General features: G+C 64.2%; 27 protein-coding genes. 20 read left to right on the forward strand and 7 right to left on the reverse strand.

Annotated elements, in window-relative coordinates:
• Positions 1–81 precede the first annotated feature (81 nt).
• From OO730_RS09680 to OO730_RS09700, 5 genes are all read left to right on the forward strand, one after another.
• A complete protein-coding gene (locus OO730_RS09680; protein WP_264981260.1) occupies positions 82–1,005 on the forward strand; it encodes an autotransporter outer membrane beta-barrel domain-containing protein in 924 nt (307 codons plus the stop codon).
• Between the two features lie 110 nt (positions 1,006–1,115).
• The gene (locus tag OO730_RS09685) at positions 1,116–1,841 is read left to right on the forward strand and encodes a glycosyltransferase family 2 protein (RefSeq protein WP_264981261.1); all 726 of its coding nucleotides are present in this window, start codon (positions 1,116–1,118) and stop codon (positions 1,839–1,841) included.
• Entirely contained in the window at positions 1,828–2,205 is a 378-nt protein-coding gene (locus OO730_RS09690; protein WP_264981262.1) for a DUF2304 domain-containing protein, read from the forward strand. Before OO730_RS09685 ends, OO730_RS09690 begins: the two co-directional genes overlap by 14 nt.
• Positions 2,205–3,035, forward strand: a complete 831-nt coding sequence (locus OO730_RS09695) for an alpha/beta fold hydrolase (RefSeq protein WP_264981263.1) — start codon at positions 2,205–2,207, stop codon at positions 3,033–3,035. Before OO730_RS09690 ends, OO730_RS09695 begins: the two co-directional genes overlap by 1 nt.
• Complete coding sequence (locus OO730_RS09700; protein WP_264981264.1) at positions 3,032–4,963, forward strand: hypothetical protein; 1,932 nt, start codon at positions 3,032–3,034, stop codon at positions 4,961–4,963. Before OO730_RS09695 ends, OO730_RS09700 begins: the two co-directional genes overlap by 4 nt.
• 9 nt (positions 4,964–4,972) lie before the next feature.
• Here the strand turns inward: OO730_RS09700 and OO730_RS09705 are convergent, their stop codons facing one another.
• The gene (locus OO730_RS09705; RefSeq protein ID WP_264981265.1) at positions 4,973–5,911 is read right to left on the reverse strand and encodes a FecR family protein; all 939 of its coding nucleotides are present in this window, start codon (positions 5,909–5,911) and stop codon (positions 4,973–4,975) included.
• Between the two features lie 85 nt (positions 5,912–5,996).
• On the reverse strand, positions 5,997–6,200 hold the full coding sequence (locus OO730_RS09710; protein ID WP_264981266.1) for a hypothetical protein: 204 nt from the start codon (positions 6,198–6,200) through the stop codon (positions 5,997–5,999).
• 178 nt (positions 6,201–6,378) lie between these two features.
• On the opposite strand from OO730_RS09710, the gene OO730_RS09715 reads away from it, so the two are divergent.
• The 5 genes from OO730_RS09715 (at position 6,379) to OO730_RS09735 (ending at position 11,196) form a co-directional block, all read left to right on the forward strand.
• Positions 6,379–7,155 carry a hypothetical protein gene (locus OO730_RS09715; protein WP_264981267.1) on the forward strand — a complete coding sequence of 259 codons (777 nt, stop codon included), beginning with the start codon at positions 6,379–6,381 and terminating at the stop codon, positions 7,153–7,155.
• Between the two features lie 96 nt (positions 7,156–7,251).
• The gene (locus OO730_RS09720) at positions 7,252–7,662 is read left to right on the forward strand and encodes a cytidine deaminase (RefSeq protein ID WP_264981268.1); all 411 of its coding nucleotides are present in this window, start codon (positions 7,252–7,254) and stop codon (positions 7,660–7,662) included.
• 8 nt (positions 7,663–7,670) lie between these two features.
• Positions 7,671–8,477, forward strand: a complete 807-nt coding sequence (gene deoC, locus OO730_RS09725; protein ID WP_264981269.1) for a deoxyribose-phosphate aldolase — start codon at positions 7,671–7,673, stop codon at positions 8,475–8,477.
• Positions 8,478–8,638: 161 nt separating this feature from the next.
• On the forward strand, positions 8,639–9,973 hold the full coding sequence (deoA, locus tag OO730_RS09730; protein ID WP_264981270.1) for a thymidine phosphorylase: 1,335 nt from the start codon (positions 8,639–8,641) through the stop codon (positions 9,971–9,973).
• Positions 9,970–11,196, forward strand: a complete 1,227-nt coding sequence (locus OO730_RS09735) for a phosphopentomutase (RefSeq protein WP_264981271.1) — start codon at positions 9,970–9,972, stop codon at positions 11,194–11,196. The genes deoA and OO730_RS09735 overlap by 4 nt, the downstream gene beginning before the upstream one ends.
• Before the next feature lie 9 nt (positions 11,197–11,205).
• Here OO730_RS09735 and OO730_RS09740 read toward each other — a convergent pair whose 3' ends face one another.
• Together OO730_RS09740 and OO730_RS09745 are read right to left on the reverse strand one after the other, a co-directional pair.
• Positions 11,206–12,231 carry an SPFH domain-containing protein gene (locus OO730_RS09740; protein WP_264981272.1) on the reverse strand — a complete coding sequence of 342 codons (1,026 nt, stop codon included), beginning with the start codon at positions 12,229–12,231 and terminating at the stop codon, positions 11,206–11,208.
• 3 nt (positions 12,232–12,234) lie between these two features.
• The gene (locus OO730_RS09745) at positions 12,235–12,696 is read right to left on the reverse strand and encodes an NfeD family protein (RefSeq protein ID WP_264981273.1); all 462 of its coding nucleotides are present in this window, start codon (positions 12,694–12,696) and stop codon (positions 12,235–12,237) included.
• 170 nt (positions 12,697–12,866) lie between these two features.
• On the opposite strand from OO730_RS09745, the gene OO730_RS09750 reads away from it, so the two are divergent.
• The 7 genes from OO730_RS09750 (at position 12,867) to OO730_RS09780 (ending at position 16,649) form a co-directional block, all read left to right on the forward strand.
• Positions 12,867–13,316, forward strand: coding sequence for a hypothetical protein (locus OO730_RS09750; RefSeq protein ID WP_264981274.1), 450 nt, complete (start codon positions 12,867–12,869; stop codon positions 13,314–13,316).
• 88 nt (positions 13,317–13,404) lie between these two features.
• Positions 13,405–13,710: an ArsR/SmtB family transcription factor gene (locus tag OO730_RS09755; RefSeq protein ID WP_264981275.1), complete on the forward strand. Its 306-nt coding sequence runs from the start codon at positions 13,405–13,407 to the stop codon at positions 13,708–13,710.
• 57 nt (positions 13,711–13,767) lie between these two features.
• Complete coding sequence (locus tag OO730_RS09760) at positions 13,768–14,856, forward strand: permease (protein WP_264981276.1); 1,089 nt, start codon at positions 13,768–13,770, stop codon at positions 14,854–14,856.
• Positions 14,857–14,877: 21 nt separating this feature from the next.
• Positions 14,878–15,105: a thioredoxin family protein gene (locus tag OO730_RS09765; protein ID WP_264981277.1), complete on the forward strand. Its 228-nt coding sequence runs from the start codon at positions 14,878–14,880 to the stop codon at positions 15,103–15,105.
• 27 nt (positions 15,106–15,132) lie between these two features.
• Positions 15,133–15,507 carry a putative zinc-binding protein gene (locus OO730_RS09770; protein ID WP_264981278.1) on the forward strand — a complete coding sequence of 125 codons (375 nt, stop codon included), beginning with the start codon at positions 15,133–15,135 and terminating at the stop codon, positions 15,505–15,507.
• 4 nt (positions 15,508–15,511) lie between these two features.
• Complete coding sequence (locus tag OO730_RS09775) at positions 15,512–15,934, forward strand: thioredoxin family protein (protein ID WP_264981279.1); 423 nt, start codon at positions 15,512–15,514, stop codon at positions 15,932–15,934.
• A 7-nt stretch (positions 15,935–15,941) separates the two neighbouring features.
• Positions 15,942–16,649 carry a cytochrome c biogenesis CcdA family protein gene (locus OO730_RS09780; RefSeq protein ID WP_264981280.1) on the forward strand — a complete coding sequence of 236 codons (708 nt, stop codon included), beginning with the start codon at positions 15,942–15,944 and terminating at the stop codon, positions 16,647–16,649.
• 42 nt (positions 16,650–16,691) lie between these two features.
• On the opposite strand, the gene OO730_RS09785 is transcribed toward OO730_RS09780, so the two are convergent.
• Entirely contained in the window at positions 16,692–17,576 is an 885-nt protein-coding gene (locus tag OO730_RS09785; RefSeq protein WP_264981281.1) for a universal stress protein, read from the reverse strand.
• Positions 17,577–17,720: 144 nt separating this feature from the next.
• On the opposite strand from OO730_RS09785, the gene OO730_RS09790 reads away from it, so the two are divergent.
• Both OO730_RS09790 and OO730_RS09795 read left to right on the forward strand, forming a co-directional pair.
• The gene (locus OO730_RS09790) at positions 17,721–18,269 is read left to right on the forward strand and encodes a DUF4390 domain-containing protein (RefSeq protein WP_264981282.1); all 549 of its coding nucleotides are present in this window, start codon (positions 17,721–17,723) and stop codon (positions 18,267–18,269) included.
• A 9-nt stretch (positions 18,270–18,278) separates the two neighbouring features.
• Complete coding sequence (locus OO730_RS09795) at positions 18,279–20,471, forward strand: sensor histidine kinase (RefSeq protein WP_264981283.1); 2,193 nt, start codon at positions 18,279–18,281, stop codon at positions 20,469–20,471.
• Positions 20,472–20,569: 98 nt separating this feature from the next.
• Here OO730_RS09795 and OO730_RS09800 read toward each other — a convergent pair whose 3' ends face one another.
• Together OO730_RS09800 and OO730_RS09805 are read right to left on the reverse strand one after the other, a co-directional pair.
• Positions 20,570–21,286: a FecR family protein gene (locus OO730_RS09800; protein WP_264981284.1), complete on the reverse strand. Its 717-nt coding sequence runs from the start codon at positions 21,284–21,286 to the stop codon at positions 20,570–20,572.
• 47 nt (positions 21,287–21,333) lie between these two features.
• Positions 21,334–23,391, reverse strand: a complete 2,058-nt coding sequence (locus OO730_RS09805) for a CHASE2 domain-containing protein (RefSeq protein ID WP_264984154.1) — start codon at positions 23,389–23,391, stop codon at positions 21,334–21,336.
• A gap of 248 nt (positions 23,392–23,639) precedes the next feature.
• Between OO730_RS09805 and OO730_RS09810 the strand changes: the two genes are divergently transcribed.
• On the forward strand, positions 23,640–24,533 hold the full coding sequence (locus OO730_RS09810) for a TIGR01777 family oxidoreductase (protein WP_264981285.1): 894 nt from the start codon (positions 23,640–23,642) through the stop codon (positions 24,531–24,533).
• Positions 24,534–24,644 lie beyond the last annotated feature (111 nt).

Below are 24,644 nucleotides of genomic sequence, written 5' to 3' on the forward strand. Positions count from 1 at the left end.
TTTGTCTTGGTCGCAGCCAGCCTGGCTTTTGCTTCTCTTGCCTTTGCCGAAACCAATGGCCAGGAGCAGGCGACAAGCGATGTGGTCAGCACCAGCAGCCAGACCCTGTCGACCATGGTGGTTGGTCGGATTTCCTCCATTGTCGCGCCGACGCCCAACGGCGACGTCGCCTTCAACAAGCAGATCGACCAGAACGGCAACTTTGCTTTTTCCATGGATTCCGAAGAGTTGGGCCTCGCCTCCGGTGATGGCGGCAACAGCTTCGGTATCTGGGGCATGGGTGCCTATTCCAATTTCAAGTCCAGCGCTTCGGGCGGCAAGTATGATGCCGACGCCTACAACCTGATGCTCGGTTTCGACTGGCGCGCCACCGACGATCTCCTGGTGGGCGTGGCTGCGGGCTACGGCGTTCTGGACCTGGACAAGGACAACTGGACAGGCGGCGACACCGGCTATCTCCGGACGGACTACGAATGGACCATCATGCCGTACGCCGCGTACAACATCACCGACACGACCATCGCCGATTTCGCCTTTGCCTACACCGACTCCCGGTACAAGGACAACGACGGCACCAATACCGGCTACTACGACTCCGACCGCTACATGACCAGCCTGGGCCTCTCGCAGTACTTCCTGTATGACAGGTGGACGTTCAGCGGCCGCGCCGGATACATGTACGTGCACGGCGACCTGTCCTCCTACGCACGCGGGGCAACCGCCGTGGGCAACCCGGACAGCTTCCTCGGCCAGCTCAACCTGGAAGGCAAGATCTCCTATTATTTCGATGGCGGCATCCAGCCTTACGCGGCCCTGCGCTACTACTACGACACCACCACTTCGTCCCGTCCGGTGGAATCCGACTATGACGAATTCGGCGGCGTGCTCGGCGCAAACTGGTTCGCAACGGACCAGTGGACCGTCAACGTGGAAGCGGGCAACACCATGGGTAGGCAGCAGTTCGAGGCCTACCGCGGACAGCTCAACGTTCGGTACGAATTTTAGTTGAGCGACAACGAATCCCGGAAAGGGGTGGCGTTAAGCCACCCCTTTTTTTATCTCATCGGTTTGCGGACCGGGTTGTCGCCGACCCGGTTTCAGGGTAGTTGCATACCATGCCTGACATGAGGAAGACCGCCGTCATCATCCCTGCCGTGGACGAGGCCCTGACCATTGAAAGCGTGGTCGGGGGTGCCCGGGAACTGGGCTGTGACGTCTTCGTGGTCGATGACCACAGCCGGGACGGGACCCGTGAGCGGGCGCGCCGCGCCGGGGCGGAAGTCCTGGCCCTGCCGTTTCGCGCGGGAGCTTGGTGCGCGGTTCAGGCAGGGCTCCTGCACGCCATGAAAAAAGGGGCGTACAACGCCTTCGTGACCATGGACGGGGACGGCCAGCACGACCCGGCGTCAATCCCGATCCTGGCTGAAGCCCTGGAGGGGTCCGGGGCCAACGTGGTCGTGGGCAGCTTTCCGCAACGGGGCAGCCTGGCCCGGCGCATTGTCTGGCGTTTCTTTCGTTTCATGACCCGCCTCAAGGTTCGGGACATCACCTCCGGCCTGAGAATCTACGACCGGGCCGCCGTGGCCGCCGTCCTGTCCCGCCAATGTGCCGTGTTCGACTACCAGGACGTGGGCGTGCTGCTCCTGCTCCGCCGGAAGCAGATGACATTCAAGGAGGTGCCCGTGACCATGCGTCCCCGTCCCAGCGGCTGTTCCCATATCTTTCACAGTTGGGCGGCGGTTGCCGTCTACATGGCCAGGTCCTGCGTACTGATCCTTGCGGATCGGGTGGTCCGTTCCGACGCTCCGGTCGGCGACTGGAGGGACTATGACGCCGTCTAACCTGCCTGCCGCCGTCCTGGCCCTGCTCTTTACGGGCGGAATCCTGCTGCTGGTGCGACGGGAGCGGCTCGGTGCCCTGCAGACCCTCTGGTGGCTGGTTTCGGCGGCGCTCATGCTGGTCCTCGGGTTCGTGCCGTGGACTGCGGCCGCCCTGGGGCGGGCTTTCGGCCTTGGGAGCCCGGCCGCAGCCGTACTGGGCGCAGGGCTCTGCCTCGTGTTCGCCAAGCTTCTGTTCATGGACGCCGAGCGAGTCAGGCAGGAAGCGAAGATTCGGATACTGGCCCAGAAAATGGCCGCCTACGAGACGGAAATCCGGGAATTGAAGGAACGGGAGTCCGGCGAATCCGGGGGGAAGGAGGCGTGATGACCGCCTTGGCCCGTGCCGCCCGGCGGGGGCTGGGCGTCGCCCTGCTGCTGGCTGCAGGCCTGTTTCTGTCCGGGTGCCGTGGGACGTTTCCCGCCGACGGGTTCGCCGGTCGCCAGGGATTTGTCCCGCGCGTCAGCCATGGCGCTACCTTTGATCTGAAGTGGTATTTGCGCGGCACGGGCCCGGTCCTCCGCGCCTACATAGAAGGAGACGGCAAGGCGTGGCTCAACCGGCGCAGGCCGTCCACGGACCCCACCCCTGCGGAGGCGACGGCCTTTGCCCTGGCCGCCCGGGACACCGGTCCTGCCGTGGCCTACCTGGCCCGCCCCTGCCAGTTCACCAACAGCGATGAGCGGCGCAACTGTTCTCCGGTCTTCTGGACTTCGGCCCGGTTTTCCGAACCGGTGGTCAGCGACCTTTCGCTGGTCCTGGACCAGGCCATGCACGCGGCGGGCGCGCGCCGTCTCCAACTGGTCGGCTTTTCCGGCGGCGGGGCGATCGCCCTGTTGGAAGCGGCCAGGCGGGACGACGTCGAGCTGGTGGTGACCGTTGCCGGGAACCTGGATCACGCCTTCTGGACCGGCCTCCACCGTGTTTCGCCCTTGCGGGATTCCCTGAACCCGGCTGATTTTGCCCGCCGACTGCAGTCCGTGGACCAGATCCACATCGTCGGCGCAGACGATGCGGTCATGCCCCCGGCAGTGGTTGAAAGCTATATCGGCCGCATGGACGACCCGTCCCGCGTGCGCGTCGTGACCGTGCGCGGCGTGGCCCACACCGACGATTGGGGGCCCGCCCTTTCCGCCGTGCTGGAGGGATTGGAATGACCCGCTCCCCGGCCCTGACCGTCGCCTTTGTGATCCTGTGCGGGCTGGCCGTCACGGGGGCGCTGGCCGTCCATCACACGGACATGCTCGTGGACCGGGGGCTGCACAGCCACGGCGTGCCCCACGTGGGCAACAACGACGGATATTTCCATCTGGACCAGGCCCGGACTCTGGCGAGTTCCGGCAGGCCCGTCAGCGGGGTGTTCACGGATTCCCGCCAATCCATGCTCCTGCCGTACCTGCTGTCCTCGGTGGCCGGTGATCCGGACACCCTGCAACTGGCGGCCGCCTACCTGGGTCCGCTGCTGGGATTGTCCATGCTCCTTGCCGTGCTGCCGTGGGCCATGGACGCAGGGTCCCGGTTCTCGGCCTTTGGCGCTTCCATGCTGGCGCTCCTGTCACCCTACTGGATCACGCGCACGCACGTCGGCTTCCTGGACACCGACAGCCTGGTGCCGGGGGTGTGCCTGTTCGCCCTGTTCTGCCTCTACCGCTTCACCGTGGGGGAGAAGCTCCGTCTGCTCTGGGGTGCGGGGTACGCGCTGGCTGCGGCTTTTTGCTGGTTCTGGTGGCGTCCGGGGGCCTTCCTGTGCGCGGGGTTTGCACTCTGCTATCTCATCCACCCGGCAAGGACCAGGGCGGACCGCGTCCTCAAGACCGCCCTGACGGCAACCCTCCTGATCGGGGCAGGCCTGGCCGTGGCCGGGGTCCGGCCCCTGGCCGGGGTGGTGGCCTACGTCTCTTCACACCTTGAGTTGGCCTTTGGCGCGACAGAAGGCTCACTGCTGAGCAGCGCCATCATGGAGCTGAAAGGGGTGGGCGTCGCCGGACTCGGGGAAAAGGGACTGGGAACGGTTTGGCTGTTGCCGTCGGCGGTGGTGGGCACCGTCGCCTACGGGGTCCGTCTTCGCTGGAGAGCGGTTTTCCTGATTTCGGGCTGGGCTCTGGGAATCGCCGGGCTGCTCTCCCAGCGGTTCATTCCCCTGTTCGTGCCGGTGGGCGCGTTCTTTGCCGCCTACGGCCTGGCCGCCTGCTGTACCTGGACGGCCTCGTTTGCCGGGCGTATCGGGAAGCCGGAGACGGTGCGCGCCGGGCTCCTGGCAGTGTGCCTGCCGCTGCTGCTATTGGGCGCGGCCTCCAAGGCCGTGAACGCGGAACCGAAGTCCTATTTCACCCGCAGCGACTTCGAACTGGCCGAGACCGTGCGCGACTCCTTTCCGCCGGAAACCGTCATCTGGACATGGTGGGATTTCGGCTATTTCTTCCGCTACCTGACGGGCATGGAGACCTACTTCGACGGCGGGTCCCAGACCGAGCGCACCTGTTTCGTGGCCGCCTACCCTCTCATGCAGGGGGACGAGGGGGTGGCCGCAGCCTGGATGCGCCACTTCGCCGGGCCAGGGCCCAAACAGTTCACGGTGGCCGAACAGGGGGAGAGATGGCCCGGGTATCTGGCTGGTTTCACGCAAAAGATCGTGAACAGTGAGGGCGGTCACGGTCCCGTGGCCCTGGTGCTCCCGGCCCGCGTCTACGCCACCACCACCGGGTTTCTGTATGCCTTTGCCCACGTGTTCGACGAGACCGTCCCCGCAGTCTCCAACCATCTGGACCTGTTCCCGAAAGAGGGCTTCGAATATACGCCGGGCGGCCAGTCCGTGCTGGTGCCCCAGGCCATGCTGGACAAGGGATACGATTCCTTCGGCGGCGTGATCGAGGCCACGGGCGTCAACCCGGAAACCGTGGATTTTTCCTCCGTCCCGGACCCCTACCTCGTCTTTTCCGACACCGCCGACTTCCTGGCGGTCACGGACCGGCCCATGATCACGTCTGTGCTCTTCAGGCTGCTCGGCCTGTTCCCCTACGACACGCGCCACTTCGAACCGGTGGCTTTCGGCTACCGGTCCGGGGGCGTGTGGCGCGTCCGCTGAGTTCTGTTGTCAGGGATACGTCCTGACGGGCGTCCTGGTGGGCGTTTTGGTGGGCGTGGTCGGCAACGGCGTCAGCAGGGGGGTCTTGATCGGCGTGGTGTTCAACGTCGGCGAAGGGGTTCTTGACGGCGTCTTGAGCGTGGGCACCTTTTGCGTCGGGGTTCGCTTGGTGGGCGTCGTGGGAACTTCGCCAGTGGTCCCGGAGCGCGTTTTCGCGGGAGCGCTTTTTGTGCCCGGCGTTGCCGCCTCGCCCCCGGAAGGAGCCGCAGGGGTCGCTGATCCGATGTTCAGCATGGTATTGAATATGCTCGGCGGAATGCGCGTGGGGGCGAAAATGAGGCCTGTGGGGGCGATTCTCACGCGCAAGCCGCTTTCGGTGATGCGCACGGTCTGGAGGGGGGTCGAGACTTCCAGGGCATGGCTTTCGCCCAGATGCAGGGCTCCTGCCTCCTCGCCTTCGGGTTGGACGATGGCGTAGACGTCGGAGCCCCGGATGCCGATGGTGGCCAGCGGCGTCTGCATGTTGAACCCTTCGGGGTTCTGCTTGACGATGGTGCCGGTGATGGTCCGGAAGGTGCCCTTGGTGAACTTGAAGAGCAGGTTCGAGGCGTCGTCGCTGTAGACATAGTTGTCGATGGCGGCGTGGCTGGATTCGGCCAGGGTGAGCACCGTCTCGTCCAGGAAGACGATGCTCAGCTGGGCGTTTTCCCCGGTGGAGACCTCGTCGTTGAGCATGACGGGCTGTTCGACCTCGGCGGTCAGGGTGTCGCCGTCACGGAGAATGCTGCATTCGCCGGTTGCCGACCGGATGGCGCCGATGGAGTCGGCGGCCATGGCCGGACCGCAGAGCAACAGCCCCGCCGACAGCAGGAATGCGAAGAGGGCGTGAATATAGATCGTTGTGGGGCGGGGGGCCATTGTAAAGGACGTATCAAGAAACATAAGCATAGGTTTATACTGTCCACAGGGCCCTGGTTCGTCAAGGATTATTGCAGTCGGACAGCGACATCGTCACAATGCCCGGCGCTCGGGATTACGCTCCGGGTTTCGGTTTGCTGACGATGGTGTGCACCCAGCGGGTCTCGGAAACCCGTTCCGAAACCACGTGGCCGCATTCGCGCAGGTAGCGCATCTTGGAGCCGCCGTCACCTTGGGAAAATATGCGCTGCCCCACGTCGTGCTGGTGGAGGAATCGCATGGCGGCTTTCTTGTAATTGCCTGCGAACAGTCCAAACATCGGTTCTCCTTATCGTGAAAGAAGGGACCCAATTAGCACCAACCGACCGGGCGGTCCAGCCCGGAATGGGGAGTGTGAAATGTTGGAAATGAAGCGGTTTTTATGTATAGAGTATGGTCAATCGGCATTGGGTCGAGCGGGAGCGTGTAAACGAGGGGTCTTTGCGAGGAGGAATCCCATGCGTCGAGTGTTGCTGTACATATGTCTGGTTCTGCTTTTGCCTGGAAACGTCCTGGCCGCGTCCGATATCGTTGCCACCTACAAATATTCCGACGGCACCATGGTCACCCTGGTCACGCGGGACAAGGACCACGTGCGCATGGACACGTCCGCCACCAGCTACATGCTGCTTTCAAAGGGCAAGGTCTATTCGGTCAACTGCGAGGACGGCCAGTGCCAGGTCATGGACATGGGCGCCATGATGAACAGCGGCCTGGGGTCCATGTTCGGCGGGGGCGGCGACACCGATTACGAGGTCCGGTATGAAAAGACCGGGCGCACCGAGACCGTGGCCGGGTACAAGGGCGTGGTGTACGAGGCCGTGACCTTCGAGAACGGCAAGGTCGTCAGCCGCGACGAGATGGTGCTTTCCAACCATTCCAACATCAAGAAGCTCACCGAAGGGTGGATCGCCATGGCCGAGGTCATGACCCAGTCCATGGGCGACTCCTTTGACGACTCCCTGGACGAGGCCCGGAAGATGGGGTACGGCGGCATGTTGCGCATGGGCGACGACATGCGGCTGCACAAGCTCGCCGTCAGGAATCTCGATTCCGCCTACTACAGGCTCCCGGCGAATTCGCAGCAGGTGCAGACCGGGACGCCCCCGCAACAGTCCGGCAGCGACATGGGGATCGAGGACGACGCCAAGGACATCGGCTATGACGCCAAGGAAGCCACCAAGGACGAGATCAAGGGCGGCATCCGGGACGCCATTTCCGATCTGTTCCAATAGCCTCCTCCCCCGCCATGGGGGGTGTTCGTCGCCCTTTGACGCAGCCCGGCCCGACACGTAGATTGTGTCGGCAAGATCTGTATCGAGGTACGACGCATGGCTGACATTCAGGAACTCATCAGGCTGGCTGCGGAGGCCAGGGACAGGGCGTATGCCCCGTACTCGGGCCACCCCGTGGGCGCGGCCCTGGTCACGGACGACGGCCGGGCGTTCTCCGGCTGCAACGTGGAGAACGCGGCCTTCCCGCTGGGCAGCTGCGCCGAGCAGTCCGCCATCGCCGCCATGGTGCGCGGCAACGGACGGGTCATCGCCGAACTGGTGGTGGTCGGCCCTTCGGACGCGCCGTGCCCGCCGTGCGGCGGCTGCCGCCAGCGCATCCGTGAATTCGCCGCGCCGGACACCGTCATCCATTTCTGCAACGAGCGCGACGTGCTCATGACCATGACCATGGACGAACTGCTGCCCGAAGCCTTTGGGCCCGATCAACACGACAATCCGAACAGATGAACACAGCATTGAAGAATTTGATAGCCGGGGCCGGACACGTCCCGGCGGACAGGGACTATGCCCGGCGCACCCTCGCGTCCATGGACCTGACCTCCCTGGGAGAGAACGATACCGACGAAATGATCATCGACCTGTGCCGCCGGGCAATCACCCCGGTCGGGCGCGTCGCTGCTGTCTGCCTATACGGCCGGTTCGTGCCCCTGGCCCGCCGCAGGCTGGCCGGGACCGGCGTCAAGGTGGCCACGGTCTGCAACTTTCCTCACGGGGGCGGGGACGCCCGCAAGGCCGTGTCCGAGGCCAAGGCGCAGGTGGCCGGGGGCGCGGAGGAGGTGGACGTGGTCCTGCCCTACAAGCGGTACATGGCCGGGGACACCGACCGGGCGGTCTCGCTCATCGAGCAGGTCCGCTCCGTGTGCGGGGAAACGGCCCGGCTCAAGGTCATTCTGGAGACCAGCCAGATCAGGTCCCTGCGCATGATCGAGGCGGCCAGCCGGGACGTGATCCTGGCCGGTGCGGATTTCATCAAGACCTCCACCGGCAAGGTGCCGGGAGGCGCACAGCTCGACGTGGCTGCGGTCATGCTTTCGGTCATCGCGGAGATGCAGCCGAAAATGAACCGCCCCCTGGGCTTCAAGCCGTCCGGCGGCCTCAAGACCGTGGCCGACGCAGCGGGTTACCTCTACCTGGCCGATCAGATAATGGGCCGGGGCTGGGCCACCCCCGAGACCTTCCGTTTCGGAGCCAGCTCCCTGCTCGACGACGTCTTGAGGGAATTGGGCGAAGCCGAAACCGATACGGAACTAGGCGACTATTAGCCCGAGCAGCAAAACAGAACAGCTCCTCCCAACCCAACCCGCGCGAATGCGCTTACAAAAAGTTTGGGAAAAGGAGGGGATGGAGGTCTGGGGGAAGGGGAGGAACGAACCCTTTTCAAAGGGTTTTTCCTCCCCTTCCCCCAGCCGCCGGAGGCCCCAGCATGACCTTCATTCCACAGGAAGTGATCCGCAAGAAACGGGACGGTGGAGTCCTGGACAGGGACGAGATCGAACTGTTCGTTCGCGGCATCACCGACGAATCCATTTCCGAGGGGCAGGTGGCGGCCTTTGCCATGGCCGTGCTGCTCAAGGGAATGACCATGGACGAACGCATCCACCTGACCACGGCCATGATGCGCTCGGGAGAGGTCCTGGACTGGCGGTCCAGGGGCATGCCGTGCGTGGTGGACAAGCACTCGACCGGCGGGGTGGGCGACAAGGTGAGCCTCATCCTCGGCCCGCTGGCGGCGGCCTGCGGCGTGAAGAATCCCATGATTTCCGGGCGCGGCCTGGGCCACACCGGCGGCACCCTGGACAAGCTCGACTCCATCCCCGGCTACGACAGCGCGCCCGACCTCGACACCTTTGCCCGGGTGGTGCGCGAAGTGGGTTGCGCCATCATCGGGCAGACCCGGGACCTCGCCCCGGCGGACCGGCGGCTGTACGCGGTCCGGGACGTCACGGCCACGGTGGAATCCATTGATCTGATCACCGCCTCGATCCTGTCCAAGAAGCTGGCCTCCGGGCTGAACGGCCTGGTCATGGACGTCAAGTTCGGCTCGGGCGCGTTCATGGCCGACATAAACTCCGCACGCGAGCTGGCCCGGTCCATCGTGTCGGTGGCCGGGGGCGCGGGCGTGCCGACCACGGCCCTGCTCACGGACATGAACGAGGTCCTGGGCCACAGCGTGGGCAACGGGCTGGAGGTGCTGGAGGCGGTTGATTTCCTGACCGGCCGGAAGCGCGAGCCGCGCCTTGCCCAGGTGACCATGGCCCTTGGCTGCGAGATGCTCATGCTGGTCGGTGCGGCCAGGGGCACGGGCGAAGCGGTCATGAAGCTGAACGCGGCCCTGGAGTCGGGCGGCGCTGCCGATTGTTTCGGGCGCATGGTCGCGGCCCTCGGGGGCCCGGCGGATTTCATGGACAAGGCTGCGGACCGTGTTGAGACCGCCCCGGTGGAAGTGGCTGTTCACCCCGCAACCGAGGGATATGTGGTCTCCATGGACGCCCGCGAGATAGGTCTGGCCCTGGTGGCCATGAAGGGGGGCCGCACCCGCGCGGACCAGGCGGTCGACCATGGCGTGGGCATGACGGATTTCGCCCATGTCGGCGACGGGGTCGGCCCGGACAGGGCCTTGTGCCGTATTTTTGCCCGTGATCGGGACCAGGCGGCCATGGCCGCCGAACGCATCCGCAAGGCGGTTCAGGTCGGCCCGGACAGGCCCGCGCCCACGCCCGTGGTGGCCGAGCGCATTGCCGGGGAGGAGGCAGGATGAGCCGCGCCTTCCTTTTGGTGCTGGATTCCCTGGGCATCGGCTGGGCACCGGACGCCGACCGGTTCGGCGATGCCGGGGCCGACACCCTGGGGCATATCGCCGAGGCCTGCGCGCGGGGCGAGGCGGACCGACAGGGTGTGCGTTCGGGCCCGCTCAACCTGCCGTGCATGGCCTCCCTGGGGCTGGGGCTGGCAGCCCAGCTCGTCACCGGGGTGGTGCCGCCGAACCTCAATTCCCCGGTCCTGCGCGGGCGGTTCGCGGCAGCCCGCGAGGTCAGCCTGGGCAAGGACACCCCCAGCGGCCATTGGGAACTGGCGGGCGTGCCCGTGCGTTTCCAGTGGGACCTGTTCCCGCCCGATTTTCCGAGTTTCCCGGCCGGGCTGACCGACGCCCTCATCAAGCGGTGCGGGCTTCCCGGCATCCTGGGCAATTGCGCGGCTTCGGGCACGGATATCCTGAATCGACTCGGCGGGGAACACGTCCGAACCGGCAAGCCCATCTGCTACACCTCGGCGGACTCGGTCTTCCAGATCGCGGCCCATGAGGAACATTTCGGCCTGGACCGGCTCCTTGCGCTGTGCGAGGAGGCCCGCCGACTGCTGGACGAACAGGGGTACGCCGTCGGCCGCGTCATCGCCCGCCCGTTCGTCGGCCGGCCGGGCGGGTTCACGCGCACGCCCAACCGGCGCGACTATTCCCTGCCGCCGCCGGCCCCGACGTTGCTGGACCGGCTCGAGGAGGCGGGGCACGAGGTCGTGTCCGTGGGCAAGATCGCCGACATCTTCGCCCATCGGGGAGTGACGCGGTCGGTCAAGGCCCCGGATTCGGACGGGCTGTTCGATCTGGTGGAAAAGGAAGTGGAGTGCGCCCCGGAAGGCGCGCTGGTCTTCGCCAATTTCGTGGAGTTCGATTCACTGTGGGGCCATCGGAGGGACGTGGCCGGGTACGCGGCGGCCCTGGAGGGCATGGACAGGCGCATGTCCGGCCTGACCTCCATCCTCCGTCCTGGCGACCTGGCCGTCATCACCGCCGATCACGGCTGCGATCCCACATGGCAGGGCACGGACCACACCCGCGAGTGCGTGCCCGTGCTCCTGTTCGGGCCCGGCGTGCTGCCGGGCGCGGCGGGCGTGCGCGACACCTTTGCCGACGTGGGCCAGACCGTGGCCGCTCATCTCGGCATCGCCCCCCTTGACGAGGGCGATGCCGTCCCGCTCGAGTAGTTCGCAGGTTTATTCGACGGCGAACCCGCCCACCGATTGGGGCTGTTCCGGGTTCCCGGACCCGTCCTGCCTGTGGGAACCCTTGCCCTGCCCGCATCCGGGGCCTCCGGACGTACCCTTGATGATCTCGGTGGCGGTGGCGACCATGGCCCCCATGTCGGCGAAATTGGCCGGGATGATCATGGTGTTGTTCTTCTTTGCCAGCTTGCCGAACTCGTCGATGTACTGTTCCGCGACCTTGAGGTTCATGGCCTCGGAGCCGCCGGGCAGGTTGATGACCTCGGCCACCTTGGACAGGCCTTTGGCCGTGGCCTCGGCCACGAGCAGGATTTCCTGGGCGCGGCCCTGGGCCTCGTTGATCCGTTTCTGCTTCTCGCCCTCGGAAATCTGCACGGCCTCCTGCTTGAGGCCTTCCGCGCGGTTGATGCGGGACTGGCGGTCGCCCTCGGAGATGGCGATCTCGGCCCGCTTCTCGCGCTCGGCCTTCATTTGCTGCTCCATGGCGTTCATGACCGTGCTGGGCGGGGTGATGTCCTTGATCTCGTAGCGCATGACCTTGATGCCCCACTCCTGGGCGGCCTCGTCCACGGCCTGGACGACCTGGGCGTTGATGGTCTCGCGTTCCTCGAAGGTCTTGTCCAGGTCGATCTTGCCGATGGCGGAGCGAAGGGAGGTCTGGGCGAGCTGGGAGGAGGCGATGTAATAATTTTCGATGCCGTATGACGACATCATGGCGTCGATGACCCGGATGTAGATCACCCCGTCGATGGTCACGGACACGTTGTCCCGGGTGATGCAGGACTGCGCGGGTATGTCCATGACCTCTTCCTTCAGGGACCGCTTGTAGGCGATGCGGTCTATGAACGGGATGAGGATGTGCAGCCCGGCGGAAAGGGTGTTGGAGTACTTGCCGAGCCGTTCCACCACGTACTGGCTTTTTTGCGGCACCACCACGGCGGTCTTGACGATGACCAGGACCATTATGATGACGAATACAAGGGCCGTGATCAGGGATGTCATGGTTGCGGGATCCATGGATCAATTCTCCTTTTCCACCAGAAAGGCGGTCTTGTCGGCGTTGTCGCGTTTGATGATGCGGACCATGGAGCCGACCGGGACGGACTCATGGCTGCGGGCGGTCCAGAACGAGCCCTGGAACTTGATTCGACCGGGTTGGGGCGGTCCGATGGCTTCAACCACCTCGGCGACCTGGCCGATGGCGTGGTCCGCTTCCTCTTCGTCCTTGGCCGCGTCCCCGGTAAAGACCCGGGCCATGGTGCGCCGGAGGAGCAGGATCAAGGCCAGGGACGACACCCCGAAGACCACCAACTGCACCTGGAGCGACGACCCGAAAAAGGCGGTGGCCCCGGCGATGAGCGCGCCCACCCCGAAGAAGATGACGATGAAGGCGGGCACCATCAGCTCGGCGATGATGAAGGCCACGCCCACGCCGAGCCAGATGAGCCAAAGGATGTTTTCCATTGAATTGAAGTATTCCATGCGTCCTCCCGGTTGCTTCCCACAGATACCTGTACGTGGGCTTTTTGTCGACAGCAAAGGGGTGGAAGGGTGCTTGTGAAAGATTATTGCACCAGCTTGCAAACATGGGTTGGCTGGTATAACGTGCCTCACCACTTGGCTGAAAATCTACCCACTACGCACTGAAATATATGAAACTTCGCATACTCGTCGCCAGCCTGTTCCTCATACTGACCGCGTGGCCCTCCATGGCGGGCGATCCGGACTACCTGGCCAGAATGGCCGAGGAGTCTGAGATTCAGGCCATTGCCGTCGTCACCAAGGTGCAGAATATGGGCAGCTACTCGGACGGGACCCTCAAGCGCGCCACCTTCAAGCGCGTGTACGCGGTCACTCCCGACACCCCCAAGACCTTTGTCGGGGGGTGCAAGACCCTGGAGAGCCGCTGGCAGAAGCGGGCCGAGGGCACCGTCTACTTCAAGCTCAAGCCGGGCCAGCGCGTGTTCGTCACCGTGTCCACCGACGGCGGGGCCATCACCAGCCTGACGCCCCTCAGCGCCGACCTCGACTATGTCATCCGCGAGGAGCCCAACAGGCTGATCTACAGCCGGGGCCGGGCGGCCATTCTCCCCAAAAGTTGACCGGATCTCCGTTTTTTTTGCCCATTCGCTTGACATCAGGGAACGCTTGGCTATATTGCCAAATGAAGAACGCGGAGGAACCGGCATCATGCAGACCGACATCGTCACCAGAAATCAGTTCGAGGAGCGCGCCAAGGTGGTAAAGGCCCTGGCTCATCCCTCGCGGCTGCTCATGATCGACGAGCTCTCCCGGGGCGAGCGGTGCGTGTGCGAGCTGCGCGACCTGGTGGGCCACGACATGTCCACGGTCTCCAAGCACCTGGCCGTGCTTCGCAAGGCGGGCATCGTCATCGACGACAAGCGGGGAAAGCAGACATACTACCGGCTCAAGGTCCCGTGCGTGCTCAATTTTTTCCAGTGCATCGAGTCCGTTCTCGAAGCGGACAGAACGTAACACCTCTTTTTTTTGCGAGACGTTTGGCTAAATCGCCAAGCGATAGGAGAAATTCTCATGGATGAACTCAACATGGCGCCATGCAAATGTCAGGCGGGAAAGCCCGACGCCGAGCCCGCTAAGCCTGGAAAGGGCGTGCTGCGGCACCTGCTCGCGGGCGCTGCGGCCCTGTTGGTCTGGTTCGCGGTCTACGGGCAGCTCGAACCCTTTTCCAACTGGTTCACCTATTCCCTGCTCGGGCTCGATTCGGGCGGCCACCTGGGTTCGGCCATCCAGTTCTTCGTCTACGACACGCCCAAGGTGGTCATGCTGCTCGTGCTGGTGGTCTATGCGGTGGGCATCCTGCGCTCGTTCGTGACCGTCAACTGGACGCGATCCGTTCTGGCGGGCCGCCGTGAATCCGCGGGCAACGTGCTGGCCGCGCTGCTCGGCGTGGTCACCCCGTTCTGTTCCTGCTCGGCCGTGCCCCTGTTCATCGGTTTCATGACCGCGGGCATCCCGCTGGGCGTGACCTTCTCCTTTCTCATCGCCGCGCCCATGGTCAACGAGATCGCCCTGGTGCTGCTCTACGGCCTTCTCGGCTGGAAGGTGGCGGCCCTGTATTTCGCCACCGGCATCTCCATCGCCGTTGTCGCGGGCTGGGTCCTCGGCCGCATGAAGCTCGACAACCACGTCGAGGACTGGGTGCGCGAGATACGCGCGGGCGAGGCGGCCGGGGACGCGGCCATGACCTGGCCCGAGCGGTTCGACTATGCGCTCGATTCGGTCAAGGACATCGTGGGCCGGGTCTGGAAGTTCGTTGTCCTGGGCATCGCCGCGGGCGCGGCCATCCACGGCTACGTGCCCGAGGGTCAGCTCGCCTCCATCATGGGCGGCGAGGCCTGGTGGTCCGTGCCCCTGTCCGTGCTGCTCGGCATCCCCATGTACACCAACGCGGCGGGCGTCATCCCCGTGGTCGAGGCCCTGCTCGGCAAGGGCGCGGCCCTGGGCACGGTGCTGGCCTTCATGATGTCCGTCATCGCCCTGTCCTTCCCGGAAATGGTCATCCTGCGCAAGGTGCTCAAGCCCCGCCTCATCGCCATCTTCATCGCGGTGGTCGGCACGGGCATCCTGGCGGTGGGCTACCTCTTCAACGCCGTCATCTAATCAATACCCAAGGAGTCAGACATGCAGATTCTCGTCATGGGCCCCGGCTGCCCCAAGTGTGAACAGGCCGAAAAAACAGTCCGCGAGGCCGTGGCCGAAGCGGGCGTCCAGGCCGATATCGAAAAGGTCAAGGATTTCCAGGAAATCGCCAAGTACGGCATCTTCTCCACTCCTGCCGTGGTCATAGACGGCGAGGTCAAGGTGGTGGGCAAGGCCCCGAGTAAAAAGGAAGTCCTGAGCTGGTTGTAGAACCGAATAAACATAGTGAGGTGTGGTATGTCCAAGTGTGATTGCGGCTGCGGAGCGGCTCCGAAATTCGTGTTTTCCTGTTCCGGGGCCGCCGACGTCGGCGAAGTGGCCGACCAGGCCGCCCGGGCGCTGTCCCGCGAGGGAGCGATCAAGATGTTCTGCCTGGCGGGCATCGGGGGCAAGGTCTCCGGCATCGTCAAATCAACGGAGGCCGCCGACCGGGTCGTGGCTCTCGACGGCTGCCCGCTCAACTGTGCGCGCAAGACGCTGGAAGAGGCCGGATTTTCGGACTTCGATCACGTCCAACTCTCTGATCTCGGCATGAAGAAAGGCGAGTCTCCGGCTTCCCGGGAAAACATCGCTGCCGTCGTCGAAGAAGTCTCGAACCGTCTGCAAGGATAGATGCGTGCTCAAAAAAATACTCGTTCTGACCTGCTGTCTGATCCTTGCGGGAGCGACTCTTGCCGCATGCTCCGATGAAGCGACTGCGCCGACCGCGGCGGTCCCGGCGTCGGAATTGATTTCCGGCGAGCCGCAACTGCTGCCCATAGAGGGGATGGTCACCATGGTGGACGTCGGTGCGCACGCCTGTGTTCCCTGCAAGATGATGACGCCGATAATCGAGGAGTTGTCGAAGGAATACGAGGGAAAAGCCGCGATCGCATTCATTGACGTGTGGAGGCACAGGGAGGAAATCGCCAAATACGGCATCAGCTCGATCCCCACGCAGATATTCTATGATGCCCACGGGAACGAGCAATACCGTCACGTAGGCTTTCTGGACAAGGAAAGCATCGTCGCGAAGCTGACCGAACTCGGAGTCAGGTAAGTTCGCGATGGACCAGATATTCATCCTCATCAATCAATGGATGACGGGCGGGGTGCTGTTCGGAGCGTTGGGGTGCTTCCTTTGGGGCATGGTCAGCGTTTTGTTCAGCCCCTGCCATCTGGCCTCCATCCCGCTCATCGTCGGGTATGTGGCCGGACAGGACAGGGTCATCCAAGGGCGTCAGGCCACGGCGTACGCGATCCTTTTCACCACAGGCCTGTTCATCACCATCGCAGCCATCGGCGTCATCTGTTCCCTGCTTGGCCGGATGCTGGGCGACGTGGGCTCCTATTGGACCGTCGTCGTTGGGCTGGTCCTTCTCTGGGTGGCCCTGGACATGCTCGGCGTGGCCGGGTGCTCCCTGTCCGGCGGGATGATGGCCCGGCTGAAGGTGAGGGGAATGCTCGGAGCGTTCGTCATCGGCCTCGCCTACGGAGTCCTCTCGGGTTCCTGCACCTTCGGCTTCATCGCGCCCATCCTCGCCATCATCACGGTTCAGGAAAGGGTGCTCACGGGCGTCGTCTTCATCGTGCTTTTCGGCATCGGGCACTGCATCCCCATCGCCGTGGCCGGGAGCTCCACCGCCATGGTCAGGAAACTTGTCGCCAATTCGGCATGGCAACGCGGAGGGACGCTGTTTCGCCGGTTCGCAGGCGTGGTGATCGGACTACTGGGGATCTACTTCATCGTTCAGCCCTTCATGGCGACGGCGTAGGCCCGTCTTCGCCGAAAAGGCGCGGACGCCCACCCCGGTCCCCTACTTGCTGATCCACAGGGCCGTATCCTCCATCTGCCTGAGCAGGTTCACGCAGGTGGAATCGGGGAACAGGTGCTGTTTCTGGCTCCGTTCGTATTCCCCGTGCCGCCCGACGCCCACGGCCAGGTAGTTGCCTTCGGCGGCCTCCTTGAGGATGGCCTTGACCTGGTTGCTCTCCTTGACGATCTTCATCTCGATGCGTTCTTCGGCGATGCCGTTTTCGGCCAGGGCGGCCAGGCCCTCGTCGAAGATGCGGGTGGATTCGGCCGTGTCGAAGCGTGCGCCGGTTACATGGAACAGGGTGAAGGTGTGCGAGGTCTCCTTGGCCAGCATGTACCCCGCATGGTCGACCATGCGCAGACCGGCGGACGAGCCGTCCATGCACAGCAGCACATGCCGGCGCGGGTGCTTGGGCGGACGGCGGCAGATCCAGATGGGGAAGTCGATGTCCTGCCAGAGCAGCTCGTGGCTCACGGAGTTGGCGAACATCTCCTCGAACCAGGAGAACCCCCGGCGGCCCAGCAGCAGGGCGTCGTATTTGCCTGCCCGGGCCTCGTCGATCAGCTCGTTGGCCGTGCCCTTGCGGGAATGGACGATCTTGGTCCGGACGTTGTCTCCCTGGCAACCGGCGATGTCCTTGAGCCACTTGAGGCCGTCCTCGATGGCCTTGCCGCCCTTGGACCGCTTGGCCGCGTCGAGCTTGTGCAGCCCCTTGTCGCTGGGGGTCAGGCCGTCGTCGCACATCTCCCGCGACGGCGGGCGGGGGGCCGCATAAAAGAGCGTCAGGCGGAGATCGCAGAAATCGGAATAGACTTCCTTGAGATAGCGCAGGGTGTAGGAGGCGGCGCGTTCGTCGCCCACGGCGAGCAGGAGTTCCTTTTGCATGGCGTGTCCTCACGTGTGGAAAAGGGGGTGTCGGGAGTTCCATTGTACGGCAAGGGGCGTGAATATGACAAGGCCGGTTCACTTGTTCTTTGCATTGGGTGCTGATACATCTTCGGGACGATGAAAACCAAGCAACGCAACCATATGGGAGGATGCGCCCTCGCCCTCCTGGCGGTGCTCGCCCTCGCCTCGACGGCCCTGGCCCAGGGGTTGAGCCTGAAGCCGCCCTCCCTGGCCAATGTAAACGGTCGGCTCACGGCCCGGTTCGGCGTTGCCGTGGAGGAACTGCCCATCCTCAAGGGCGAGCTGGACGACGGCCTCGAACTGGTGCTCTCCTGCGACGTCGGCCTGTACCGGATCAACGACTACTGGATGGACGACGAGGTCGCGTCCGGGACCTTTGTCAGCTCGCTCGGTTTTGATCCCCTGACGCGGGAATACGTCATGACCCTGTCCCGGGGCGAACCGCCGATCAGGGACAGGAACATCAAAAAGCTTTTGGACAAAGGGTGGGGAGCCGTCGAGGTGGGACTCGGTTCCTGGGCGCTCCTGGACCGGGGCGTGAAGTACAGCCTCAGGCTGACGACCTCCATGAACGAAAAGGGTGCGCCGGACGGCTTCATGAGCTATTTCTATTTCTGGTCCTGGAGTCCCGGCGCGGAAAATTCCTTTCAGCTGGATTTCACCTACTAGGGGGAGGACGTGACACCCGATCCCATACGCATCAGTTCCTCCACCCAGCGGGAGAGGAAGCGGCGCAAGCGCGAGTACGTGTTCGCCCTGTTCTTCCTGGTGCTCATCATCGGCCTGACCTGGGCCGAGTTGAAATACCTGAGCGGCGACTACTACCTCATCCTGAACCTGCTCATCCTGAACGTGGTCCTGCTGCTCGGCATGCTCTTCTACGTGGCCCGCAACGCGGTCCGCCTGATGCTGGAGCGCCGCCGCCGCGTGCTCGGCTCCAAGCTGCGCACCCGGCTGGTCCTGGCCTTCATCTCCCTGTCGCTCATCCCCACCGCGCTCATCTACCTGGTGTCCGTGAAGTTCGTGCAGACCTCGGTGGACTACTGGTTCAAGGGCCAGGTCGAGGAATCAATGGAGCAGGCCCTGGAGCTGGGCCGCGCCTTTTACGGATCGGCGCAGGACCGGCTGGAGCGGCGCGGCTCGGTCATGATCAACGAGATCATCAAGAACGAGTACGCCTGGGGCGGCAAGGGCATGGACAGCTATCTGAACAAGAAGTTCACGGAGTACGACCTTTCCCTGGTGGGCGTCATCAACTCCGAGGGCAACGAGCAGAACACCCACGCCAGGGGCCAGTGGGCGTCGGCCTGGCCCGAGATCAAGGAGAAGATCGACTGGCAGTCGCTCAGGGCGGACCCGCGCTCCTGGACGACCATCATCCCCAAGCCGGGCTCGGACATGGTGCTCGGCGTGACCCCGGTCGACGACGGCAAGACCGGTTACCTGATCATCGGCGAGACCGTGGGCCAGGGGCTCCTGCACCGGCTCGACCAGATCGTGCGCGGCCTGGACGAATACAAGAAGCTCAAGACGCGCAAGTACCCGTGGAAGATGAATCTCTACCTGACGCTCGGCGTCATGGCGCTGCTGATCATCCTGGGGGCCATCTGGTTCGGCTTCCGGCTGGCCAAGGAGCTGTCGGCCCCGATCCAGGCCCTGGCCGCAGGTACCGAGCGCATCGGGCGGGGCGACCTGTCCGTGCGGCTGGAAGACCGGTCGGACGACGAGCTGGGCTTTCTGGTCCAATCCTTCAACCGCATGGCCGAGGACCTGGAGTCGTCACAGAATTCCGTCCAGCAGGCCAACGAGCGGCTGGCCCAGCAGAATCAGGAGCTTGAACGGCGCGGCCAGTACATCGAGGCCGTGCTCAACAACATCACTTCGGGCGTCATCTCCATGGACGCCGAGGGCCGCATCGGCACGGTCAACACCGCCGCCGAGAACATCCTCGGCATCCCCGGCGCCCTGCTCATGGGCAAGGTGCCGCAGGACCTCCTGTCCGGGGATTTCGCCGGAATGATACGGGAGGCTTTGTCCCAGCTCACGGCCAAGTCGGCCGGGGTGTGGCAGCGCCAGATCGACCTGCCCGTGCGCGGCAAGATGGTCAAGGTCCTGGTCAGCGTGGTCGCCCTCAAGGACGCCTCGGGCCGCCAGTCCGGCCACGTGGCCGTGTTCGAGGACATCACCGAGCTGGAAAAGATCCAGCGGCTGGCCGCCTGGCGCGAGGTGGCCCGGCGCATCGCCCACGAGATCAAGAACCCGCTGACCCCGATCAAGCTGTCCGCCCAGCGCCTCCAGCGCAAGTATGCGCGGTCCGTGGACGAGCCGATCTTCGACGAGTGCACCGAGCTGATCGTCAAGCAGGTGGAGCGGATGCAGAACATGGTCACCGAATTCTCGGCCTATGCCAAACTCCCCGAAGTGCAGCCCCGGCCCGACTTCCTGGCCCCGCTTCTGGAAGAGGTCCTGGCCATGTTCGAAAACACCCACCGCGAGATTCACTGGAACCTGCTCTTCGGCAACCCGATCCACGAGTTCCCCTTTGACCGCGAAGGGTTGCGCAAGGTGCTCATCAACCTGTTCACCAATGCGGCCGAGGCGCTCAGGGAATCCTATGACGGCGAGGTGGACGTGACCGCCTATCACGATCCGGACAAGGGCGTGGTCGTCATCGAGGTGGCGGACAACGGTCCCGGCCTGCCCAAGGATTCCTCCCGGTTGTTCGAGCCGTATTACACCGATAAGAAGGGCGGCACCGGCCTGGGGTTGACCATTGTCCGCTCCATCGTCTCCGACCACGGCGGCAGCGTGAAGGCGCGGGCCAAGGAGCCGCGCGGCACGGCCTTCGTGGTGGAACTGCCGGACGCCTGAGCCAGCCGAGACCGCCGGGCAGCCCGGTCCGCCGACGAAAAAGGCCCGCCTCCGAAGAGACGGGCCGTGAAATCGTTTCGGGCCGAGGGCCTGGGAGGCTATTTCTTGCCGCCGCCGTTTCCACCGCCCTTGCCGCCGCCGTTTCCACCGCCGTTTCCACCGCTGTTACCGTCGCTGTTACCGCCGCTGTTGCTCTTGCCGCCACTTTTGCCTTTGCTTGAGCTCTTGGACTTGTTTGCGCTCTTGGACTTGTTTGCGGCTGCATTGCGGTTCCGGTTCTTTTCGCGGCTCTGCTTTTCGAATCCGGCCTGTTGGGAGCGCACGGCTGAACCGGCCTGGACCTGTTCCCTCTGGCCTTCGTTGTCCGTACATTCGACCACGCCTTCGGTCACGCTCAGGTCGGTCCCGTTGACGTCGACGTCGGCGGTAAAGGCGGTGCCCCGGACCGAGGCCACCATGTGCGGCGTCTTGACGTCGAGCTTGTTGCCGGGAACGACCTTGAAGTTCACAACACCCTTGGGCACGTCGATGTTCAGCTTGCCCGTCGCGTCGCGGCCGTCGTTCCGGACCAGGGATTTCTCGTCGGCAGTGATCGAGATGATGCCGTCAGAAGTGGCCAGGGTGACCGTCCCCTTGCCCGCAACCATGACCGTGTCCCCGGGGGCGATGGTGTTGTGCTTATTCAGGGAGACCATTTTGTTGTCGGCGGTGATGACCATCCCGGAGCCGGAATTGTCCACGACGGTCAGGTCCTGGGCGAGGGCTGCTGTGGTCAGACAAAAAATAGCTAGTATGGCAATCAGTAGACGCTTCATAAAAACCTCTGCTTAGTTAGGAGTAGTTCCTGTATTACCACTATCTATCAAGATTTACCAGTTTGATTTTTCAGGTCGATAAATGCGTCCACGACATCGGGGTCGAATTGAACTCCCCGCATGCCGAGAATGTAGTCGCAGGCCCTTTTTTCAGGCCATCCGACCCGGTACGGTCGGTCGTTGGTCAGGGCGTCGAACACGTCGGCCACGGCGGTGATGCGTCCGCCCAGGCTGATCTCCTTGCCTGAGAGCCGGGCCGGGTAACCCGAGCCGTCGAATCGTTCGTGGTGTTCGGCCATGGTGCGCAGGGTCTCCTCGGGCAGGCCGACCGACTGCATGATCTCCATGCCGATTTCCGGGTGGGTCTTGATGAAGCGGAACTCCTCTGCGGTCAGCTTGCCTTCCTTTTGCAGCATCGAGTCGGGGATGCCGATCTTGCCCACGTCGTGGACGAGCGCGCCGAGGTAGATGTCCTCCACCTGCTTGACGTCCTTGAGTTTCATGTGGGCCATGATTTCCAGGGCCAGGGACGAGACCCGGTTGGAGTGCCCGCCGGTGATGGGGTCCCTGAAATCGAGCGCCCGGAACACGGAGCGGATGGTGCGAAAGAGCATGGCCTTGCTGTCCGCCGCCTCTTTCATGTGGGAGAAGTACCAGGCGGTGGACAGGATGACCGCAGCCAGGGGCTGGAGGGTTTCCATTCCCACCGGGCGGTCCCATCCGAGCAGCACGTATCGGGTGCCCCTGTCGCCATGGGGAACGGGCAGGGCCAGCCCTTCCTTGAAGCCCTGGGGGCCCGGGCGGGCCACGGCCAGTTGCTCGTCGGTTTTACCGAGAAAGTGTTCGTCCAGTTCGTCCGCCGTGGCCGAAGCGTTGACCAGGTGCACGCCCGAGTTGTCGGCGATGTCGGGCCAGGCGGAGTTCAGGAGTTCGTCGAATTCCTTGAACTGGCCGACGGTCTGGGGATTCATGTTGACGATCTTGTTCAAGGAGAATGTCTGCAGCTCCCAGTCCTGGTGCAGGAAGAAGTAGCGCAGCCCCTGGACCACCAGGAACGTTCCGGCCATGGCCATGAGCGGCCAGGCGGAGTCGGCCCAGCGGGCCTGCGCCACGAAGAGCGCGTGCACGGCCAGGAAAAAGACGGTTCCCGCGACCACGACGCCGGGGTAGGCCAGGGCCGGTCGCCGGGTGCCGAGCAGGCCGCCCGCCAGGGCCAGGGTCACGGCCAGCAGGGCCGAGACCAGGGGAGACAAACGGGCCGGGGGATTGCCGAAGAGCATGGAGGACAGGGCCTTGGCGTTGAATTCCGCGCCGGGCATCTCTTCCGCGCTGAACCTGTCGGCCACCAGATGGAAGTCCGAGGCTCCGGAGGCGGCAACGCCCACCACCACGATCTTGTCCCGGAAGGTCTCCGGGGGAACAACCCCGTTCAGGACGTCCCTGTATTCATAGCGCTTGACGGCGTCGGTGCCGGTCTGGACCCACAGGTTGCCGAAATCGTCCAGCGGCAGTTGTCGGCCATCCACGTGCAGGGCGTATCCGTGGTCGGCCGGATGCAGTGACGGCGGGGTGTCCGCCAGCAGGGACAGGGCGGCCATGGGAAAGGAGGCCAGGGCCTGGCCTTCGATTTCCCAGATGGGTCTGATGGATCGCATGTAGCCGTCAACGTCCGGGTTGACGTTGGTGATGCCCACTTTTGCCGCCGCATCGAGCAGGGCCGGGTAAGGGTAGATGAGGTGCTCCCCGCCGGAAGGGTCGTTGGCCAGGTGGCAGGCCGCGACCACGTTGCCCATGGCCTTGACCACGGCGGCCAGCAGTGCGTCGGCGTCCGGGGTGCTCGCCTCGGGCATGACGATGTCCAGAAGGACGGCCCTGGCCAGCCCCAGTTTGCCGAGCAGCTGCGCATGGTGTTTTCTGGACCAGGGCCAGCGTCCCAGTTCGTGGAATGTCGGCTCTTCGGCCAGGACCAGCACGATCTGTTCTTGTTCACCGGGGGTGGGGAGGGTGGCGTTGTGAAGGCTCAGGGCAATCCGCTCCACCCGTTCGACCGCCACGGGGCGCAACAGGCCGATGCTGCCGCCGGCTACGGCCAGGCAAAGTGTCACCAGCAACAGATAGAAAAACTTCCTGTGTCCCATTTTGTGTATTGAGCGGCCCTGATTAAGCTTTTTCAGTCAACCACTCGTTACGCTGAAGGACAAAGGCCTGTCAATTATAAGCGGGAGACGGTCCGGCCGCCTCAAGGCGTTTCAACCTTTGAAATGCTTTCCTGTCTGGAAATAGCCTCCGACACGTGCTAGCATGAGGCCATGCGCGGACAATCGCGCAAACCGAATGAAACGAGGAATGTCGAGTGCGTGCCATAATAACAGGTGGAACCGGGTTTATCGGCCGGGCTCTGGTTGCCGAACTCAGGGAACATGATTGGGAAATCGTGATCCTGTCGCGCAACCCGGGCAGGGTGGCCGAAACCTTTGGCCAGGGCGTCATCGGCATGCCCTGGGAAAACGGCTGGGTCGACATGCTCGGCCCGGATACCGTGGTGGTCAATCTGGCGGGCGAGAATATCGCCGGTCGCTGGACCGGCGGCAGGAAGAAACGCATCCTGGCCAGCCGCGTGGAGGCGGGCAAGACGCTTGTCCGCGCGGTGAAGAGCACCGGGAAGCCGCCCCGCGCCCTGATCCAGGCCTCGGCAGTGGGCTATTACGGCCCGTGCGGCAATACCCCTGTGGACGAGTACGCGCCCGGCGGGACCGGGTTTCTGGCCGAGGTCTGTCGCCAATGGGAGGCCTCCACCGGCGTCCTTGAATCCATGGGCGTGCGGCGGTGTACGGTCCGAACCGGCATGGTCCTGGGCCAGGGCGGCGCGTTCAAGCGCATGCTGCCGCCCTTCCGCTGTTTTCTCGGAGGGTATCCCGGCTCCGGCTTTCAGGGCGTGTCCTGGATTCACCTGGCCGACGAGGTCGGGGCCATCCGCTTTCTCATGGACAACGAGTCCGCGTCCGGCCCGTACAACCTGACCGCGCCCGAACCGGTCAACTTCCGCAAGTTCGCCCATATGCTGGGCATGGTGCTGAATCGCCCGTACAAGACCCCCGTGCCGGAGTTCGCCCTGCGTCTGCTCTACGGCGAGATGGCCCGGGAAGTCCTGCTGTCCGGGCAGATCGCCCTGCCCAAGCGTCTGACCAAGGCCGGATACCGGTTCAAGTTTCCCGGCCTGGAAGACGCCCTCCGCGACCTCCTTTAGCCCCTTCGCCCGGAAGCCGTCCGGTCCGCCCGGCCCCGCTTTCGGAGCAGAGGGGCGCCCTTTGCGTTCCGTCCCGCCAAGTGCTAGGAGGACACACGCCTGGCGGGTTAT

Origin of the sequence: Pseudodesulfovibrio portus (genome assembly GCF_026000375.1) — a bacterium.
GTDB classification, from domain to species: Bacteria; Desulfobacterota; Desulfovibrionia; order Desulfovibrionales; family Desulfovibrionaceae; genus Pseudodesulfovibrio; species Pseudodesulfovibrio portus.

Bases quoted from the DNA above. Each gene is read 5' to 3' on its own strand.
- OO730_RS09710 (WP_264981266.1), bottom strand. From the start codon at position 6,200: ATGTTTGGACTGTTCGCAGGCAATTACAAGAAAGCCGCCATGCGATTC.
- OO730_RS09790 (WP_264981282.1), top strand. From the start codon at position 17,721: ATGGGAGGATGCGCCCTCGCCCTCCTGGCGGTGCTCGCCCTCGCCTCG.
- OO730_RS09695 (WP_264981263.1), top strand. From the start codon at position 2,205: ATGACCGCCTTGGCCCGTGCCGCCCGGCGGGGGCTGGGCGTCGCCCTG.
- OO730_RS09755 (WP_264981275.1), top strand. From the start codon at position 13,405: ATGCAGACCGACATCGTCACCAGAAATCAGTTCGAGGAGCGCGCCAAG.
- OO730_RS09750 (WP_264981274.1), top strand. From the start codon at position 12,867: ATGAAACTTCGCATACTCGTCGCCAGCCTGTTCCTCATACTGACCGCG.
- OO730_RS09800 (WP_264981284.1), bottom strand. From the start codon at position 21,286: ATGAAGCGTCTACTGATTGCCATACTAGCTATTTTTTGTCTGACCACA.
- OO730_RS09705 (WP_264981265.1), bottom strand. From the start codon at position 5,911: ATGCTTATGTTTCTTGATACGTCCTTTACAATGGCCCCCCGCCCCACA.
- OO730_RS09735 (WP_264981271.1), top strand. From the start codon at position 9,970: ATGAGCCGCGCCTTCCTTTTGGTGCTGGATTCCCTGGGCATCGGCTGG.
- OO730_RS09770 (WP_264981278.1), top strand. From the start codon at position 15,133: ATGTCCAAGTGTGATTGCGGCTGCGGAGCGGCTCCGAAATTCGTGTTT.
- OO730_RS09720 (WP_264981268.1), top strand. From the start codon at position 7,252: ATGGCTGACATTCAGGAACTCATCAGGCTGGCTGCGGAGGCCAGGGAC.
- OO730_RS09690 (WP_264981262.1), top strand. From the start codon at position 1,828: ATGACGCCGTCTAACCTGCCTGCCGCCGTCCTGGCCCTGCTCTTTACG.
- OO730_RS09715 (WP_264981267.1), top strand. From the start codon at position 6,379: ATGCGTCGAGTGTTGCTGTACATATGTCTGGTTCTGCTTTTGCCTGGA.
- OO730_RS09700 (WP_264981264.1), top strand. From the start codon at position 3,032: ATGACCCGCTCCCCGGCCCTGACCGTCGCCTTTGTGATCCTGTGCGGG.
- OO730_RS09780 (WP_264981280.1), top strand. From the start codon at position 15,942: ATGGACCAGATATTCATCCTCATCAATCAATGGATGACGGGCGGGGTG.
- OO730_RS09745 (WP_264981273.1), bottom strand. From the start codon at position 12,696: ATGGAATACTTCAATTCAATGGAAAACATCCTTTGGCTCATCTGGCTC.
- OO730_RS09740 (WP_264981272.1), bottom strand. From the start codon at position 12,231: ATGGATCCCGCAACCATGACATCCCTGATCACGGCCCTTGTATTCGTC.
- OO730_RS09760 (WP_264981276.1), top strand. From the start codon at position 13,768: ATGGATGAACTCAACATGGCGCCATGCAAATGTCAGGCGGGAAAGCCC.
- OO730_RS09685 (WP_264981261.1), top strand. From the start codon at position 1,116: ATGCCTGACATGAGGAAGACCGCCGTCATCATCCCTGCCGTGGACGAG.
- OO730_RS09765 (WP_264981277.1), top strand. From the start codon at position 14,878: ATGCAGATTCTCGTCATGGGCCCCGGCTGCCCCAAGTGTGAACAGGCC.
- OO730_RS09785 (WP_264981281.1), bottom strand. From the start codon at position 17,576: ATGCAAAAGGAACTCCTGCTCGCCGTGGGCGACGAACGCGCCGCCTCC.
- deoA (WP_264981270.1), top strand. From the start codon at position 8,639: ATGACCTTCATTCCACAGGAAGTGATCCGCAAGAAACGGGACGGTGGA.